At 65.1% G+C, this 16,675-nt stretch carries 10 protein-coding genes; 2 read left to right on the top strand and 8 right to left on the bottom strand.

Annotation, left to right across the window (positions count from 1 at the left end):
- Positions 1-163: 163 nt before the first annotated feature.
- The 5 genes from NS355_RS07680 to NS355_RS07660 all read right to left on the bottom strand — a co-directional run bounded on the left by NS355_RS07680 (position 164) and on the right by NS355_RS07660 (position 7,522).
- Positions 164-556, bottom strand: coding sequence for a hypothetical protein (locus NS355_RS07680; protein WP_153008110.1), 393 nt, complete (start codon positions 554-556; stop codon positions 164-166).
- A gap of 196 nt (positions 557-752) precedes the next feature.
- Positions 753-2,258, bottom strand: coding sequence for a tryptophan halogenase family protein (locus tag NS355_RS07675; protein ID WP_084787688.1), 1,506 nt, complete (start codon positions 2,256-2,258; stop codon positions 753-755).
- Positions 2,255-2,926: a DUF6445 family protein gene (locus tag NS355_RS07670; protein ID WP_275934717.1), complete on the bottom strand. Its 672-nt coding sequence runs from the start codon at positions 2,924-2,926 to the stop codon at positions 2,255-2,257. Before NS355_RS07670 ends, NS355_RS07675 begins: the two co-directional genes overlap by 4 nt.
- A gap of 80 nt (positions 2,927-3,006) precedes the next feature.
- Positions 3,007-5,835, bottom strand: a complete 2,829-nt coding sequence (locus NS355_RS07665) for a TonB-dependent receptor (RefSeq protein WP_058745185.1) — start codon at positions 5,833-5,835, stop codon at positions 3,007-3,009.
- Between the two features lie 145 nt (positions 5,836-5,980).
- Positions 5,981-7,522: a family 43 glycosylhydrolase gene (locus tag NS355_RS07660; protein WP_058745166.1), complete on the bottom strand. Its 1,542-nt coding sequence runs from the start codon at positions 7,520-7,522 to the stop codon at positions 5,981-5,983.
- Positions 7,523-8,029: 507 nt separating this feature from the next.
- Between NS355_RS07660 and NS355_RS07655 the strand changes: the two genes are divergently transcribed.
- Positions 8,030-11,119, top strand: a complete 3,090-nt coding sequence (locus NS355_RS07655) for a TonB-dependent receptor plug domain-containing protein (protein ID WP_167345423.1) — start codon at positions 8,030-8,032, stop codon at positions 11,117-11,119.
- A 52-nt stretch (positions 11,120-11,171) separates the two neighbouring features.
- Here the strand turns inward: NS355_RS07655 and NS355_RS07650 are convergent, their stop codons facing one another.
- Together NS355_RS07650 and NS355_RS07645 are read right to left on the bottom strand one after the other, a co-directional pair.
- Entirely contained in the window at positions 11,172-12,653 is a 1,482-nt protein-coding gene (locus NS355_RS07650) for a hypothetical protein (RefSeq protein WP_153008109.1), read from the bottom strand.
- 173 nt (positions 12,654-12,826) lie between these two features.
- The gene (locus NS355_RS07645) at positions 12,827-14,125 is read right to left on the bottom strand and encodes a PKD domain-containing protein (RefSeq protein WP_058745163.1); all 1,299 of its coding nucleotides are present in this window, start codon (positions 14,123-14,125) and stop codon (positions 12,827-12,829) included.
- A 638-nt stretch (positions 14,126-14,763) separates the two neighbouring features.
- Between NS355_RS07645 and NS355_RS07640 the strand changes: the two genes are divergently transcribed.
- Positions 14,764-15,942 carry a glycosyltransferase gene (locus tag NS355_RS07640; RefSeq protein ID WP_058745162.1) on the top strand — a complete coding sequence of 393 codons (1,179 nt, stop codon included), beginning with the start codon at positions 14,764-14,766 and terminating at the stop codon, positions 15,940-15,942.
- 7 nt (positions 15,943-15,949) lie between these two features.
- Here the strand turns inward: NS355_RS07640 and NS355_RS07635 are convergent, their stop codons facing one another.
- Entirely contained in the window at positions 15,950-16,360 is a 411-nt protein-coding gene (locus NS355_RS07635; RefSeq protein WP_058745161.1) for a hypothetical protein, read from the bottom strand.
- Positions 16,361-16,675: the final 315 nt, after the last annotated feature.

Below are 16,675 nucleotides of genomic sequence, written 5' to 3'. Positions count from 1 at the left end.
ATAGTCACGGCGATGACCGCATGGGGCTGCTACCTCATGCGGCCATTCTGATTTCTGGTCAGGACGCGGCGCAGCCGGCCTGAGAATGGCAGGCAAAAAAAGGGACGCGCCAGCCGATAGGCTGGGCGTCCCTGCGGGTCGCTGAGCGCGCCTCGCTGGGCCGTCAGGCCCACGCGAGGTGGTATTCTCCCTCAACCGGTTTCAGCGCCGCCATGGTGGTCAGCGCTTCGACGTATCGAGAGATCTGGGGATCTTCATCGAGCCGTCGCCGGATGCGTGGATCCATGAGCCTCTGTCGGAGCAGGGACAGCAGGATGGCCTTGCACGATTCCTTGTCAAGACCGAGGCTGGTGAGCAGGACGATGGCGTTCCCGTTGGCGACTTCCAACTTGAGCACGCCATCGGGATTAAGGCGAAGCCCAAGCTGCAGATCACCGGCCGGTTCTTCCTGCCAGATGCAGACGCGGCGCGCCCGAAACTGAGCCTCGACGACGACGGCGATCACGGCAGGATCGTGACCGAAAACACGCAGATCGCTCTCGACGCGATCATCCAATTGCCCAAACCACCGTCAGTCACCGTGGCGCCGGCGACGCCCCTTCCATCCCACGCGCGGAGTGACGTTCGGTTCAGTTCAAACCTCAATAATCGTTTTGAGATTGCTCTTGCTGCCTAGCCCTATCGATCGTAGTAGCTCGAACCGGAGAAGACGTATTTGCTAGTAAATTGAAATCTGGTTTTTCAATTGGCTTCTATCGCACCCCGCAATGCCGCGCGATAAACTCTTCATGCGCCGGCAAATGCTGCACCGCCGCCCGCGTCATCTCCGCGATCCGGCCTAACCGTGCCCTCGCCGCCTCGACCGAAACCCCCAGCGCGATCGGGTCGGAACTGTCCGCGTTCAACCCCTGTCCGTCCATCACCGCCAGCCAGCTGGTGCGGCTGAACAGCTCGTCGGCTTCGCGGTAGACGCGGCCCGTGCGGCGGTAGATGGCGATGCGTTCGGCGAGACTCTCGGGAATCGGCATGGCGGCCAGGTCGCGCCAATAGGCGGTGTCGCCGCGCGAATTGGCGTGGAAGTGCAGGATCAGGAAGTCGCGGATGCTTTCGAACTCGGCGGTCATCAGGCGGTTGTAGCGGCGGATGTCCGCGCCCTCGAAGGCGCGGGTCGGCAGCATCTCCAGCAATCGCGCGATCCCGGCCTGGGCCAGGTGGATGCTGGTCGATTCCAGCGGCTCCATGAAGCCGCTCGCCAGGCCGAGCGCGACGCAGTTGCGGACCCAGAAGGCATTCCGCCTGCCGGTCCGGAAGCGTAGCAGCCGGGGGTCGGCCAGCGCCTCACCGTCCAGCCCTTCGAGCAGGGTCGCGACCGCCTCGTCGTCGGAGATATGCGCGCTCGCATAGACATGGCCGTTGCCGATCCGGTGCTGGAGCGGGATGCGCCATTGCCAGCCTGCGGGTTTGGCGGTCGACCGGGTATAGGGCGCAGGCGGGCCGGTGACGGCGCTGGGCACCGCGACGGCGCGGTCGTTGGGCAGCCAGTGCCCCCAATCCTCGAACCCCGTCCCCAGCGCTTGCCCCAGCAACAGCGAGCGGAAGCCCGAGCAGTCGATGAACAGATCGGCGGACAGGCGCGCGCCGTCGGCCAGCGTCACGCCCTCGATAAAGCCGGTCTCGGGGTGCAGGCCGACCTCGACCACCCGCCCCTCGATGCGGGCCACCCCTGCCCCCTCGGCATGGCGGCGCAGGAAGGCGGCGTAGAGCGTTGCGTCGAAGTGAAAGGCATAGCCGATCTGGGCGAGCGGCGTGTTGCCCGGCTGGGGGCGGCCGAAGCGCCCCGCCATCGCCGCGGCGGTGCAGATCGAATAGGCGGCGAGCGGCTCGGCCTCGCCCATCTGGTGGAGGCGACGCCATAGTGCCTCGAACGGCACCGCGCCCACGTCGATGCCATAGACGCCGAAGGGGTGGAAATAACGCTGCCCCCGCTGCCACCAGTCAACGAATTCGATACCCAGCTTAAAGGTGCCGCCTGTCGCGCGGACGAAGTCTTTCTCGTCGATGCCGAGTAGCGCGTTGAACGCCTGGATCGGCGGGATCGTAGCCTCGCCGACGCCGACCGTGCCGATCTCTTCGGATTCGACCAAGGTGATGGTCGGTCCCTGCGGCCCCAGCACGCGGGCCAAGGCGGCTGCGGCCATCCAGCCAGCGGTCCCTCCGCCGATGATCGCGATGCTGCGTAACGGGGCGTCGGGGGTCATGCGGTGGTCCGGCATTGGAGGAAGAGATTGCCCGTCAGCCGCCCTCGCGAAGGATCGTCGGCATGAGGCGGAAGCGCGGCGATCAGCCCGCTGTGCAGCAAGGCGGCGCGGTAGAGGATCAGCCGGTCTGGTCGTGGCTCGACCGCCCCGATCGCCTCGAAATGAGTGTGGTTGCCGGTGACGTACCGGCCGGGGCCGGATGCGGCAAGTTCGGCGTCGAGATGGCGACGATAGACGGCCAGGCGATCGGCATCGATCGTCTCATACCCGGTGGCGCGGTGGCGGAAAAAGCCGGTGCCTGCCGGATGATCGGACAGATAATGGACGCCCGCGAACTGCATCCGGTCGGCCGCGTCGACATGCGGCACGCGCTGGTCGGGGGACAGCGCGTCGGGCGGGGTCGTGACCAGCGAGAAATTGCCGCGCGCGCGGGCGGGGACGACCGGACCGGTGCCGAAATGCGCCGTGATCAGCGGCAGCGCGAAGCGGACCAGCCCGTCCAGATAGGCGACCGACGCGGGCGCGAGCAGGCCGGGATAATGGCTGTCGACCGTGGCGGCGGGCGCGAACCCCGCCTTCGCCGCAAGGGTCCGCAACGACCCCAGCAGCCCGGTCGCGTCATCGATGACGACGACCGGCTCCTGCTCCTTCCCGACATGGTGGAGGATGATCCGGGGCGTGGCGCTACTCCATCATCGGGTTCGACCGAAACCGATGGGGCCGTCCTCACGACCCCATCGGCCCCAAGTCAATAGGTGGCGCGCAGCGAGAAGCCATAGCGCCGGTCGTTCAGCGTGTACTGCAACGGCTGGCTCATCGTGCCAATGTACGTCAGGTTCATGCGGTTGGTCAGGTTCACCGCGTCCAGCGACACCGCGATATGCGTGTTCAGATTATAGCTGACCGACGCATCGAGCGAAGCATAGGACTTCTGGAACTGCGGGATGCCGTTCGCGCCACTCCCTTGCGTGGTGTCGAAATATTTGCCGCGCCAGCTCCAGGCCAGACGGCCGGTGATCGGTCCCTTTTCGTACAGGCCGACGAGATTATAGCTGTGCTTGGATAGCTTTTCGAGCGGCACCGTCGTCGGGACGTTCGACCCCGTGGTCGCGAACGGGTTCGTCACGCTGCTGTCGACATAGGTATAGTTGGCCTGCACCCCCAGCCCGCTGAGCGGCCCCGGCAGGAAGTCGAAGAACTGCTGGTATGCCGCCTCGAAGCCCTTCACCGTACCCTTGCCGGTGTTGACCGTCGTGCCGATCGCGTAAGTCACGCCGTTGAAATTCTGGAAGGTGGTGCCGCCTGCCAGAAAGCCGTCAACCTTCTTGTAGAAGCCGCCGATGGTGAACGATCCGGTCGGCGCGAAATACCATTCGGCGGTCACGTCGTAATTGTCCGAGGTGATCGGCCGCAGGAACGGATTGCCCGATCCGCCGGTCGGATATTGGCCGATGATATTGTTGTTGCTGTCGCGCACGATGAAGGTCCGCTCGGTCGGATTGTTGAGCGTGACGTTGGTCGCCATCTGGTCGAAATTGGGCCGCGCGAAGGATTTCGAGAAGGCGAAGCGCGTCTGCAGCGTATCGGTCAGATGCGCGCGGATGTTGAAGCTGGGCAGCGCCTTGATATAGCGGCGCTCGACATCGATCGGCGCCTGGGTGCCGTCGCTGTTGAAGATGGTGCCCGCCGACCCGGTATCCGTGCGGACCAGCCGGACCCCGGCATTGCCGTCGATCTTGATCCCTCCCAACACGCCTTCATAATCCGCCGCGATATAGGCGGCGAGCGTGCGTTCAGTCTGGTGGTTCAGGTCGCCGGGCGAGAAGCTATTCTTGGGCGTCGCGCCGAACTTGGCCTCGGTCTTGGTCAGGCTGTCCCAGAGCGAGTTGCCCGGCTCGAAATTGGGATAGAGGATTCCGCCGGTCAGGGTGCGGTTGTCGAAGAAATTGGGCGTCGGCCCCTTCAGCGCCAGCTCGGGGAATTGCGACAGGCGGACGAAGGGCAGGCCTGCGGCCGACGAACAGCTGGGGTTGGGACCCGAGGGCAACAGGCAGAAGCCGTTCCAGGTGCCGCGCAGGTCGATCGTGCTGTCCGAATAGCGAAGCCCCCCGCGCAGCTTCTGGAGGAAGCCGCCCTCGACATCATATTCCAGATCATATTTCAGCGAGAGCTGGTCCGCGTCGTTCCGCGTGATCGAGTCCGCCATATAGGTGAAGGCATAGTTGTTCGGATCGGACAGCAGCGCCGGGTTCTGCACGTTCCAGACGGGGCGCGATCCGCGCAGGTCGAAATCAACGATGCTCTGGTTCTTGGCGTTATAGGGCGTCTGCCCGGTCTGGTCGTAGAGCGAGATGACGAAGCCGTTGCGGTCGGCATTGTAGCTCGACTTCAAATGCTGGCCGTCGAACGTCGCGTGCAGCCGGTCCGACACGTCCCACTTGGCGTTCAGCGTGTAGTTGCCGGTGGTGTTGGTCAGGTCCTGGTCGAAGCGCGCAGACTCGAACACCTGATTGGCCAGCGAGCCGGAGGTCGCATAGCCCGCCTTGTCGAAGGTGAAGGCCGCGCCCGCCTGCGGCGTCGTGACCGTGTTGCCGTTGTTGTTGTAGTAGAAGTACTTGCCCTGGCGGTAGAAGTTGTAGCGCGAATAGAGCGCCTGCGCCGTGATCAGCAGATTGTCGGCGGCCTGCCACTGGAACGCGCCCGCCAGGCCGATGCGCTTGCGGTCGCCGCCATCGTCATAGATCTGCTCGCCATACGGCACCTGTGCATTGGCGGGCGCGCCGGGGATGGTGATGCCCGACGGAATAGGGCCGAAGGCGCCGATCAGGATCGCGTCCTGCCGGTAGGAGCTGCGCGCATAGCTGGCGTTGAGGAGGAAGCCCATCTCGCCGATGCCGGTCTGGAAGCGGTTGCTGTAGAGCGCCGATCCCGATCCGCCGAACTTATCGGCACGGTCGTAATAATTGCCCTTCAGCGTCGCGCTGATCAGCTGGCCCGGCTGGTCGAAGGGCAGGCGGGTGCGGATATTGACCACGCCCGCGATATCACCCTCGATCGTGCTGGCGGGCGGGTTCTTGTAGACGTCGATGCCCGCCAGCAGCTCGGGCGGGATCGCCTCCAGGTCGAGCGTGCGGCCGCCCGAGGCCGAGATAGCGGCGCGGCCGTCGATGAAGTTGCTGACCTGGGTCAGGCCGCGCACGGTGATGGCGGGAGTAGTGCGATGGTCGAAATCGGTCGCGCCCTCGCCGTAGCGGCGCTGGATCTGGACGCCGGTGATGCGCTGGAGCGCCTCGACCGTGTTGGCGTCGGGCAGCTTGCCGATGTCCTGCGCATTGACCGAATCGACGATCTGGTTGGCGTTGCGCTTGATCGCCTGGGCCGAGCGGAGGGATTCGCGCACGCCGGTGACGACGATGTCCTGATCGCTGACCGTCCCTTGCGCGGCCTGATCGGCGGTAACGTTTCCGGTCGCCTGGACGGGCGCACCGGCGGTCTGCGCCTCGGCGCTGCCGCACGTGCCGATCGACAGCGCGGCGACCGAGGCACCACACAGGATTTGGGCGTAATATGCTTTCATCATCTCTCCCCTCTCGTACCAATCGCGTTGGCTTGGGGGACGAATGCGGCAATTTTATATTGTTAGACAAATGACAAATTGGTCATGTCGTGGAGGGCATGGGGGACGGGCCGCACGCGGAACGGACGCATGTCGAAATGTCCGATTATAATGTTGCGGCTCTGTCGCCCGCGCATCCGGCCGGGGCTGCGACGGGGCGCGGGCTTACCGGCGCGGGGGTCGGCGACAGAGCTTCCCATTCCTCGACCGCAAGGCCCGCATGGCGCTCCCCGGTCCCCGATGCGTCCATCACCGCGCGCAGACAGCGCGTGGTGATGGGGGCGAAGCGCACCGTCTGAAACCCGTCGACCCCGGTCGGATAGGTGGCCGCGATCCGCCGCCAGCGTCCCTGCCCCCAATATTCCAGATGCCAGGCAGCGGGCGGGGCGACGCCTTCGTCCGCGCCCGCGGGGTGGTCGGCGAAGAATCGGATGCGGGCGCCGTTCAGCGTGACGGGCCGGGGCCAGCGATATTCGATCCAGGCGCTGGCCGGGTTCGCTTTGGTCCAGTTGCCCCACATGTCGGGCGGCAGCGGGCTCGTGCGCACCACGCCATCGTTCAGCGCGGCGATCCAATATTGCACCGGACCGGGCGCGTTGGAGGCGGTGGCCCAGGCGCTGAGCGCGACATTGCGGGTCGGCGCGGGGGGCGGCGTGGGCGCCTTGGTCGGCTGCACGGGGCGGATGGCGGGGGGCGAGACGCTGTCGTCCCAGGTCATCGGATCGATCGCGACCGAGCGGCGGAAATGCCCCCCGCCCTTCGCATCCGCCGTGTGATAGGTCAGATACCAGCGTCCCTTAAACTCCACCGCGCCTGCGTGCGAGGTGGTCGACGACACCGGGCGCAGTACCACGCCGCGATAGGTCCACGGCCCCATCGGCGAAGGCGCGGAGGCATAGGCCTGACAGGCATGATAGAGCGTCGGGGTGCACGGGCTGTCGGGTCCCGTATTGTTAGCGGCGTAGAGCAGATAATAGGTGCCGCGTCGCTTCAGGAGCCACGGCGCCTCAAAAAAGCCGGTCGCGCCGCTCACGACCTGCTCGGGACCTTTGGGCGTGACCATGTCGGGGGCCAGTTCCATCGCGCGCAGCCGCCCGAACGTGCCCCAATAGATATATACCCGGCCGTCATCATCGATCAGCACGGTCGGGTCGATATTCTGGATATCGTTGGGCTCCGGCACGCGCTGCGAGATGATCGGCCCCGCCGGATGCGCATCGCGCCAGGGCCCCGTCGGCCGGTCGGCCACCGCCACGCCGATCGCGAACTTGTCCTTCGCGTCGCCGTCCCGCTGAAGCACCGGCGCATAGAGATAGAAACGCCCGTCCCGCCCCTTCACGATCTGCCCGGCATAGGCGCGGCCCGGCTCGGCCCAGGCAAAGACTGCCTCCGGCCGGGCGATGGCGGGGTAATGCCGCCATACACCGCTCGCCGGGTTTCGGGTCGAGAGCAGCTGCCACTCGTTCATGATGAAGTCGTTCACCCCATCCGGCGCTTCGTCACGCCCCGCCAGGATCCAGAGCGTGTCGCCATCGACCAGCGGCGCGGGATCGGTCGAGTAATAGCGCCCGTCGGCCAGGATCGGATTGCCCCGGCTATGGACGGTTTCGGAGGCGAGCTGCGCGGCGAGGACGATCAGCGGGGTCATGGCCTCATCCTGATCGCAACCCGGCTACTTGTCGATATCGTATACCGTCTTGGCTGGGAGCGGGACGGTGCGGCCAAGGCTTATGGTGGGAGGTCCCGCCCGGGCGGGACGGGCGACAGAAATGCCGTTCCGCCGTCGAAGGTATTGGCACTGGTGATACCAATTTGTGATCAATCCGCCCTGAATATCCCAAACCTATTTTTTTATATTGGGAAATCCATGACTTTCATAGGTTTATTCAAGACAGTCCCACGCCCGCAGTCATGCAGTGGTCGTCGAGTATTGAAAAAATATGACTGCTCTGTAACCATTGGCATCAGCGTAAAGATACCAAATAAGGTCTTTGTCATCCCAAGCGGGGAGGCGGAAAATCCGTCCCACGCAAGGGTTTACGTCCAAGGGGTATGGGTCGCGGGCGATCGCGAGCCGGACAGGTCGGACGGATGGCGGGGGCCGAATCATCGCCTGAAAAAAAGGGGGGAGTATATGAAGAACACGGGATTCTTGTTGGCCACGAGCGCCGTTCTGGCGATTGTCGCGGCACCGGCCGCTGCGCAGACGATGCAGCCGACGAACGAGGCGACCAATACGTCCGCTGACGCCGTTTCCGGAACCGCCAAATCCGAAAGCCAGAAGGCGGCCGAGCGCGCAGACGCCCGGCTGAACACCGCCGACCGCACCGAGAGTGCCGATACGGCATCGGGTGACGTCGTCGTCACCGGCTCGCGCATCGTCAATCCGAACCTCGCCTCGGCCGCGCCGATCCAGGCCGTCTCCGCGCAGGAGATCAAGCTGAGCGGCGCCGTCAATATCGAGGACGTGCTCAACCGCCTGCCGCAGGTCGTGCCCTACGCGCCCCAGGCCGATGACGAAGGCAACGGCACCGGGCGCATCAACCTGCGCAACATCGGTGGTTCGGGCGGCGCGGCGCTGATCCTGCTCGACGGTATGCGCCTGGGCGGTCAGGTGGCGGCCGACATCAACTCCATCCCGCCCGCGCTCGTCCAGCGGGTCGACGTGCTGACCGGCGGTGCCGCGGCCGTCTATGGCCCCGACGCGCTGACCGGTGTGGTCAACTTCATCCTGAAGAAGAACTTCAAGGGCGTGCAGGTCGACGCCAATTACGGGTTCTTCAATCACCTGAACCGCGCCAACATCGTCACCGACACCGCCAAGTCGCGCGGCTTCCCGACCCCGCTGGGCTGGACCAATGACGGCGCGCGCGCGACGATCAACGTGACGGCGGGCACCCAGCTGTTCGACGACCGGCTGTCGCTGTCGGGCTATTTCAGCTATCGCCAGACCGACAACCTGCCGTACAATTCGCGTTCGACCCAGGCGTGCCACCTGTTGCAGAACGGGATCGACGGTCCGCTCAGCTGCGACAGCACGCTCTATTCGCGTTACGGCTATATCTATCGGCTGAACAACGGTACGCCGGGGACGCCGCAGATCAATGCCGCCGACGGCAGCCGCGTGTTCCGCCCCTATCGCAACACGCAGGACGCGACCACCGATCGCCAGAACCGCATGGACGACAGCTATCAGATGCTGCGCGCCAATGAGCGGTACAATGCGGGCGGCTTCCTGTCGTTCAAGGCGACCGACTGGGCCGAAATCTACGGCAGCTACATGTACACCCACAACACCAGCCAGGGGACGTACCTGCCCGCCACGATCGGCGAGCAGACCAATGGCGCGGGTGGTTACCAGCTGAACTGCAACAACCCGCTGATGTCGGCGCAGCAGGCGCAGGTGCTGTGCGGAACCCTGGCGGGTACCGGGGCGACCGTGCCGATCGATTTTGGCTATCGCTTCCAGCATTACCCGACCCGTACGATCGACTATGAGCAGGTCTATCACCGTGCGGCGCTGGGCGTGCGCGGCGATTTCGCTGGCGCCTGGCATTATGATGTCGGGGGCGTCTGGGCCAACAACCTGACCAAGAGCGCGATCAACCGCAACTGGGCTCCGTCGGGCACCAACATCGCGCGCGCGTTGAATGTCGTCAACGTCAACGGCGTGCCGACCTGCGTGGCCAAGGTCAACGGCACCGATCCGAACTGCGTGCCGCTGGACATCTTCCGCGGGGACTCGAACGATCCCGCCGCCTATAACTATATCTTTGCTTATGGCCCCAACGGGCCGCGTCGCAATGTCGGCTATTTCTTCGACGTGCAGGCCAATATCAGCGGCGATCTCGGTAAATATGGCGTGCGTTCGCCGCTGGCGACCGACGGCGTGCAGGTGAGCTTCGGTGCCGAACTGCGTCGCGACATCGCGAACAACTTCACCAGCGCTGACTATAACACGATCATCCAGGGAACGCCGAACCCGTCCTCCTTCGCGCGCGGCACCCAGACCGCCAAGGAACTGGCGACCGAAATCCAGGTGCCGTTGATACAGGACCAGTCCTGGACCCACCTGCTTGGCTTCAGCGGGGGCTATCGTGCGTCCAACTACGACACGTCGTCACGGACCTTCTTCAGCACCTGGAAGCTGGAGGGCACCTGGGCACCCGTCCGCGACATCCGCTTCCGCGTAGCGCGCAACTTCGCCTCGCGGGCGCCGAACGTGTTCGAGGCGACGGAGAACATCAACTTCGCCCGCAGCCTGAACTTCGTCGACATCTGCGGCGCGTCCACCGCAGCGGGCGGCGCCCCGCTCGCCAGCCTGGCCGCGTGCCAGCTGCAGCCCGGCTTCAACCCGGCCAGCTATGGCAGCACGACCATCCGTTGCCCCGAAGCGGGTTGTATCTATCGCAACGGCGCGGTCGATCCGGCCCTGGGGCCGCAGACCGCCAACACGCTGACCTATGGCCTGGTGCTGACGCCCAGCTTCCTGCCGCGCTTCAGCTTCTCGGTGGATCATTACGAGATCCGCTACACCAACCAGATCGTCGGGTTGGATCAGGACACGATCGTCAACAACTGCGTCAACTACGCGACCGATCCGACCGAACTGAACCGGATTTCGTGCCAGCAGTTCGTGCGCAACGGTAACGGTACGCTGTTCGGCAACATCAACAATCCGAGCTCGGGCTATGTCAGCTCGCTGGTGCTCAACGTGCCCAATCAGATCGGCACGACCGGCTATGACTTCCAGGCGCATTATGACCTGCCGGTCGGCAGCGGCACCTTCGCCACCGACTTCAACGGCGGTCTCGTGACCAGCGCCGCGTCGATCTCCAACCAGTCGGGCAGCGTCGGTTACTTCGGTGACGGCGTGGGCAATCCCATTCCAAAGTGGCGGCACAATCTGCGCGGCACGTTCACCGGGGCGGAGGGCCTGGTTCAGCTCTCGCTGAACTGGCGCTACATCTCGGCTACGCAGAGCGGCACGCTGCGCCGGACGGTGCAGAACACGTTCGCACGCATCCCGAATTACAGCTATTTCGATCTGGCGGCGAATGTGAACATCGCCAAGCGGATGACGCTGGGCGTGACGATCAACAACCTGCTGGACAAGGATCCGCCGATCATCCCGGCGCGGGGTGGCAACAACACCTATTCGATCAACGGCTGGCAGAATTCGCCGGTCAATTTCTACGACATCTACGGCCGCTACATCCAGTTCTCGGTCACGACGAACTTCTGATCCGAGACGCGATGGAATGCCTGTCCCCGTCGGCGATGCCGGCGGGGATTTTTTATGGGATCGCGGCCAGCGCCTCGGCGCTCGGGCACCCCGCCGGAACCGGCCCCGGCCCCGGTCGATAGACCAGACGCACCCGGCTCGGCCCCGTGGGCACGCAGGCGGCAAGGTGATAGTCGCGCGCCAGCACCTCTTGCAGCGCGGCCCGCGTCGCACGGTTGCCGAAGGCGAAACGCGGATAATCGTCGACGATCGCGCCCGGCCGCGTCGCCAGGACGCGGCGGATTTCGGAGACCGGATCGACGCCGATCGCCTCGGCGCTGGCTTCGTCCTGCGTATTGAGATGGCCGGGGAACACCCATTTCGACGACAGGCAGCTTTGCGTCAGCAGGTACAGCGCCGGATAACCGTCATAGACATAGAGGCAGCCGCGCGCCGGTCTCGCCGCCTGCGCCACTGCGCGCGCCTCGGCCGCGCCACCCTTGGTCCGCTCGCTCAAGACCAGCACGATCTGCCCCGCCGCGAAGATCGCCAGCACGAACGCCACCGTCCCGCCCCGCCGCCAGCGGGCCAGCGCGGGCGCGGCGACCAGCACGGCGGGCAAGACGATGGGCAGCGCATAATGCGGGCTGCCGAACCGGCCGTAGAACAGCACCGCCGCCCCCGCGGCCGCCAGCCAGATGAGGAGGAACCGAAACCCCGCGCGCCGCTCGGCGGGAACGTCGCGTCTCAAATGTCTCCAGGGCCGCCCGAACCCGATGACCAGCAACAGCGGTGACAGGATGCCGAGACAGGTCGCCAGCCCCTCCAGCTCGTCGGCGAACGGCCGCGCCGCCTGTCCGCCGACCGAGAGGAAATTGGCGAAGAGCCACGCTTGCCCCTGCCCGGCAGCGGCATAGACCCCGAACGCCACCAGTGTCGGCAGCAGCGCCAGCGCGACCCAGACCAGCGCCATGCCCGCCAACCGCCCCAGCGGCACCCGCGCGCGCCAGCCCTGCCACAACAGCACACAGCCAAACACGAACCCTTCGGGCAGCACCGAATATTTGATCTGGAGCGCGACGCCGACCGCGCCCATCGCCACCGCGCCGCAGGGGAGCAACCGCCCCCGCCGCTCGACGACGCGCAAGGTCGCGGCGCCTGCGACCAGCATCAGCGCATTGTAGAAGACCGGGGACTGGCCCCCCTCCCCCTCCATCACATTCAGCCAGAGGATATAGAGGATCGCCGCCACGAGGCCCGCCCCCGCCCCGGCGAAGCACCGCGCGACCCGCTGGATGCCGAAGGCGGTGGCGATGACGAAGCCGGTCGCGAGCAGCTTATAGGCGAGGAACCCGTCGCCCCCCAGCAGCCGCACGCCCGCATAGAGCAGGAACAACCCGATCGGCTTGCGGTCGAAGATGTCGACATAGGGCCAGGCGCCATGCAGCATGTGCTCGCCGACCAGCAGGTAGAATTGCTCGTCGAACCCGATCACCGGATTCCCGAACGTCCGCGCCCGCACCACCAGCGCGACCAGCGCCAGCAGTAAAAACACGCGGCTCTGGTTGATCCCCCTGTCCTGCGCCTGTGTCCTGTCCATGGGACGCGCGGGTGGGTCGCTTTGTGGGCAAAGGCAAGGGGGAAGACGCCCACGCGGACTGAATTCGATGCCGCGTATAAAGTCACGGCGGGGAAAAACCCCGCCCTGATCCGATCACCTGGCGGCGATCAGTTGGTCTTCAGCTCGACCGTGTAGGAGAATTTGTCACCCGTCTCCTTGATGGTGAATTCATAGCGCAGGTTGACGCTCTGACCCCGCGTGAAGTCGGACTCGAGGCTGAAATTGACCGTCTGCCCATTGGCGATCACCGTGCCGTTGGCCAGACCGTTGAAGGTGGCCGCAACCTTCGAGCCGGTCGTCAGATTGACCGCCGTCAGATTCTGAATGGTGAAGCTGCCGCCACTGGCAACAAACCGGAATTTGTCGACCGAAACGATGGTCGGGCAGCCCGATCCCACGCAGCTCTGCGACGTCTGCATCGACGACGAGGTCGTGAAGGGCAGCTTCAGCAGATCGTTGGAAAAGCTGCCGACGCGGTACAGGGACAGGCTCGGCGCCACCGCGGTGATCGCCACCGTGACGGGAGCGCTGTCGACCGTGCCGTCGTTGACGACCAGCGTGGCGACATAGGTCCCCGCCTTGTCGGCGACGAAGTTGGTGACCGCTTGCGCGTTCGTCGACAGGGCCGCGCTGCTTCCGGCGGGCTTCGACGTCAGATTCCAGTCATATTTCAGCGTGTCGCCATTGGCGTCGCTGCTGCCGCGTCCGTCCAGCGTGACGGTCGCCCCGGTCAGGACATTCTGGTCCTTGCCCGCATTGGCGACGGGCGCGGCATTGGCCCGGGCCGCGGTGATCGTCACGCTGTCGGCCACGCTCTTCAGCGCACCGTCGCTGACGATCAGCGACAGGACATAGTTTCCGGCAACATCGGCCGTGAAGGTCGGCTTTGCGACCGTGGCGGACGACAAGGCGGCCGTGCTGCCCGAAGGACGCGCATCCATCGTCCACTGATAGGTGAGCGCATCGCCATTAGCATCGCTGCTGGCGCTGCCGTCGAGCGTCACGAGCGCACCGTTCTTGACGTTCTGATCCGGTCCGGCATTGGCGACGGGGGCCGCATTGGCGACCGCAGCGATGATCGTGACGTCGACGGGTGCGCTGTCGACCTTGCCGTCATTGACGATCAGGGTCGCGACGTAGGTGCCGGCGACATCGGCCGTGAAGGTCGGCTTCGCGTCCGTGGTGGACGACAAGGCGGCCGCACTACCCGATGGCCGCGCCTTGAGTGCCCATTTGTACGTCAGCGCGTCGCCATTGGCATCGATGCTGGCGCTGGCGTCCAGCGTGACGGACGTCTTGGTCAGGACATTCTGATTGGGGCCGGGATTGGCGACCGGAGCCGTGTTGGTCGGCGTCGGGGTCGATGTGGCGGTCGGGGTAGGCGTGGGATTCGGCGCCGTAATCACCGGTACGGTCCCGCTGTCAGAACTTCCGCCGCCTCCGCATGCCCCTAGTAGGACGGCCAACGATATACTTCCTGCACATACAATATTCTTCATTCTCGACATATGTTAATCCCCCGTAAAAATGGCCCTGAGCGGCCGACTTACGGGGGATATGCTTGGTCGCATAGTTCAAAATCATCCATTATTAGCCATAGATTGTATCGGATCGGATCATGCGCTGTCGAAATACGGTTTGTGTTGATGATCTGAGACGTAAAAATGCTGTACGATACCGCTGAAACTGTTCTTGCGGCGGGGTGATGCCGAACGTTTCTTGACCGAAGATCGAAACAAGAGGACGGACGGCAAAAGGACGGTACCGCAAGCCACGTCAACCGGCTTATACCGAACCGTTTTCTGGACCTTGGAAGCGGGAAACGGCCGTCCTGGCCGAGCAAGGCATGGACCGCGTGACCTGTTTCTTGACGGGGCCGTAGGCACTGGACATCAAGGAGGCGGCCCCGTCACGATCCCCGCCGCCCAAGGCCTGACCAATACGTCACGATGGGGTATCGTTTCCCCCGCCGGTCATGCTATCGGGGGCAGATTATGGGCGGGAATTCCGGGCGATATCGGTTTCGTACAGGGCGTGCGGCTTTTTGCGCGTCCTGACCTTCCTGCACAGCTTCGAGCCCGGCGGGGTCGAACGGATCGCGTTGCGCCTCGTCCGGCGCTGGCGCGCGACCGGGGTCGATGCGCCGCTGTTCCTGGGGCGCACCGACGGCGCGATGGCCGAGGATGTCGGCGCCGATCTGGACTTCGTGACCCCGAAACGCCGCTGGCCGGGCATCGCGCATTGGGAGACGATCTGGATGATCGCCACCCTGCCACGCGCGGTGCGGACGCTGCGGCCCGACATATTGTTCTGCGCGGGCAACACCTATGCCGTCGTCGCGGTGATGCTGAAGCTGATACTGGGTCGCGACTGTCCGCCGATCATCGCCAAGATCAGCAACAATCTCGACCGCGCCGATGCGTCCTGGTTCTACCGGGTCTTCTACCGGATCTGGCTGCGTATCCAGGGGCTGGCGATCGACCATTTCGTCGGCATGGAAAAGCCGATGCGCGCCGAGATCGTGCAATGCGTCGGCGTGTCCCCTTCCCGCGTGGCGATCATCCCCGACCCGGCCCTGTCCGAGGCGCAGATCCTGTCCCTGCGCGAGCCTTCCACGGAGCGCCCGAAGACGCCGGGCCGCCGCTTCGTCACCATCGCCCGGCTGGCCGCGCAGAAGAATCTCGCACTGATGCTGCGCGGTTTCGCCCGCGGCAGCGCACCCGACGACACGCTGACCCTGTTCGGCGACGGGCCGGAGCGCGCGGCGCTGGAGGCCCTGGCGGCGTCGCTGGGGATCGCCGATCGCGTCGATTTCCGGGGCTATGTCGCCAATCCGGCGGGGCTCCTGTCGGGATATGATACGCTCCTCCTGTCCTCGCATTATGAGGGGGTGCCCGCCGTCATCCTGGAGGGGCTGGCCGCCAATATCGGCATCGTCGCCACCGATTGCAGCCGCTCGATGGGCGCGTTGTTGCAGCAGGGCACGCTGGGCACGCTGGTCCCGGTCGGCGACGAAGCGGGCTTTGCCGCCGCGATCGCGGCCGCCCGGCCCCAGACGCAGAATGCGCAGCGCACGCTGCACCAGGCACGGCGCTTCACCATCGAGCATGGCGCGGATCATTATGTCCGGCTGATGCGCAGTGTGCTGAGCCGTCGGGCCGAGGCACGCGCTACGGCGTCGGCCGCGCTGCTCATCAGTGAACAGCCGCTACCGATTCTCTGATCGGGCGTCAGCCGATGCGGTCGACCATCATGCCCCTGTTGCCCCAGCCCTTGGCGCCACTGGGCTCGGCCGGTGTGAGAGCCGGGGGCGGAGCGGTGCCTGCGTTCTTCATCGCGCTCAGCCGGTCGACCGATCCGTCGCTATACGAAATGACGGTGATCCGCATGTCACCGCTCTCGATCACGCGCTCGTCGACAACGTGACGGCCGTCCAGGCCGCCCCTGCCCCCGCCGGGCATGTCGCCCTGAGGATTGCGCGATTTCGCCCGGACCGTCGCGTCGTTCTTCGCACGCATCGCCACACCGTCCGCATCCTGCGGCGCATCGGGCGCGGCCAGTCCCTCGGGCTTGGGCAGCGCGAGCGAGGTTGATTGCGACCGCAGCGAGGCAGTCGGCAGCGGGGAAAGGGCCGACGTCATACCGACCTATACGGCCCCGGCGAAGGATCCTTAAATCGATCCGCATCCGCAACATTATGGTCGGGGGCCAAGCTATTGAGGTCGATGCCTTCTTTGCCGACGGCTGAACACGAAACATGCGGTTATCCCGCCAACATGGCAACTCGTCCGGTTTTCAGCCTTAATTGTGACATCATCGCCACAGTATTCATAAATCTTCACGTCGGCGATGGGAGTGGCTTGACGATGCGTTTCAAGGGGAGGGCGCGCCTGCACGCGGGCGCGGCATGGACGGCGATCGTCCTTGGTCTGGCCATGCCGATGAAGGTGCAAGCG

It is taken from the genome of Sphingomonas yabuuchiae (assembly GCF_001477495.1).
GTDB classification, from domain to species: Bacteria; Pseudomonadota; Alphaproteobacteria; order Sphingomonadales; family Sphingomonadaceae; genus Sphingomonas; species Sphingomonas yabuuchiae_A.
This window is presented reverse-complemented; position numbering and strand designations above follow the sequence as displayed.

What these genes read in the sequence shown, in the direction of transcription:
- NS355_RS07665 (WP_058745185.1), bottom strand. Translation starts at nt 5,835, where the DNA reads ATGAAAGCATATTACGCCCAAATCCTGTGTGGTGCCTCGGTCGCCGCG.
- NS355_RS07660 (WP_058745166.1), bottom strand. Translation starts at nt 7,522, where the DNA reads ATGACCCCGCTGATCGTCCTCGCCGCGCAGCTCGCCTCCGAAACCGTC.
- NS355_RS07675 (WP_084787688.1), bottom strand. Translation starts at nt 2,258, where the DNA reads ATGACCCCCGACGCCCCGTTACGCAGCATCGCGATCATCGGCGGAGGG.
- NS355_RS07635 (WP_058745161.1), bottom strand. Translation starts at nt 16,360, where the DNA reads ATGACGTCGGCCCTTTCCCCGCTGCCGACTGCCTCGCTGCGGTCGCAA.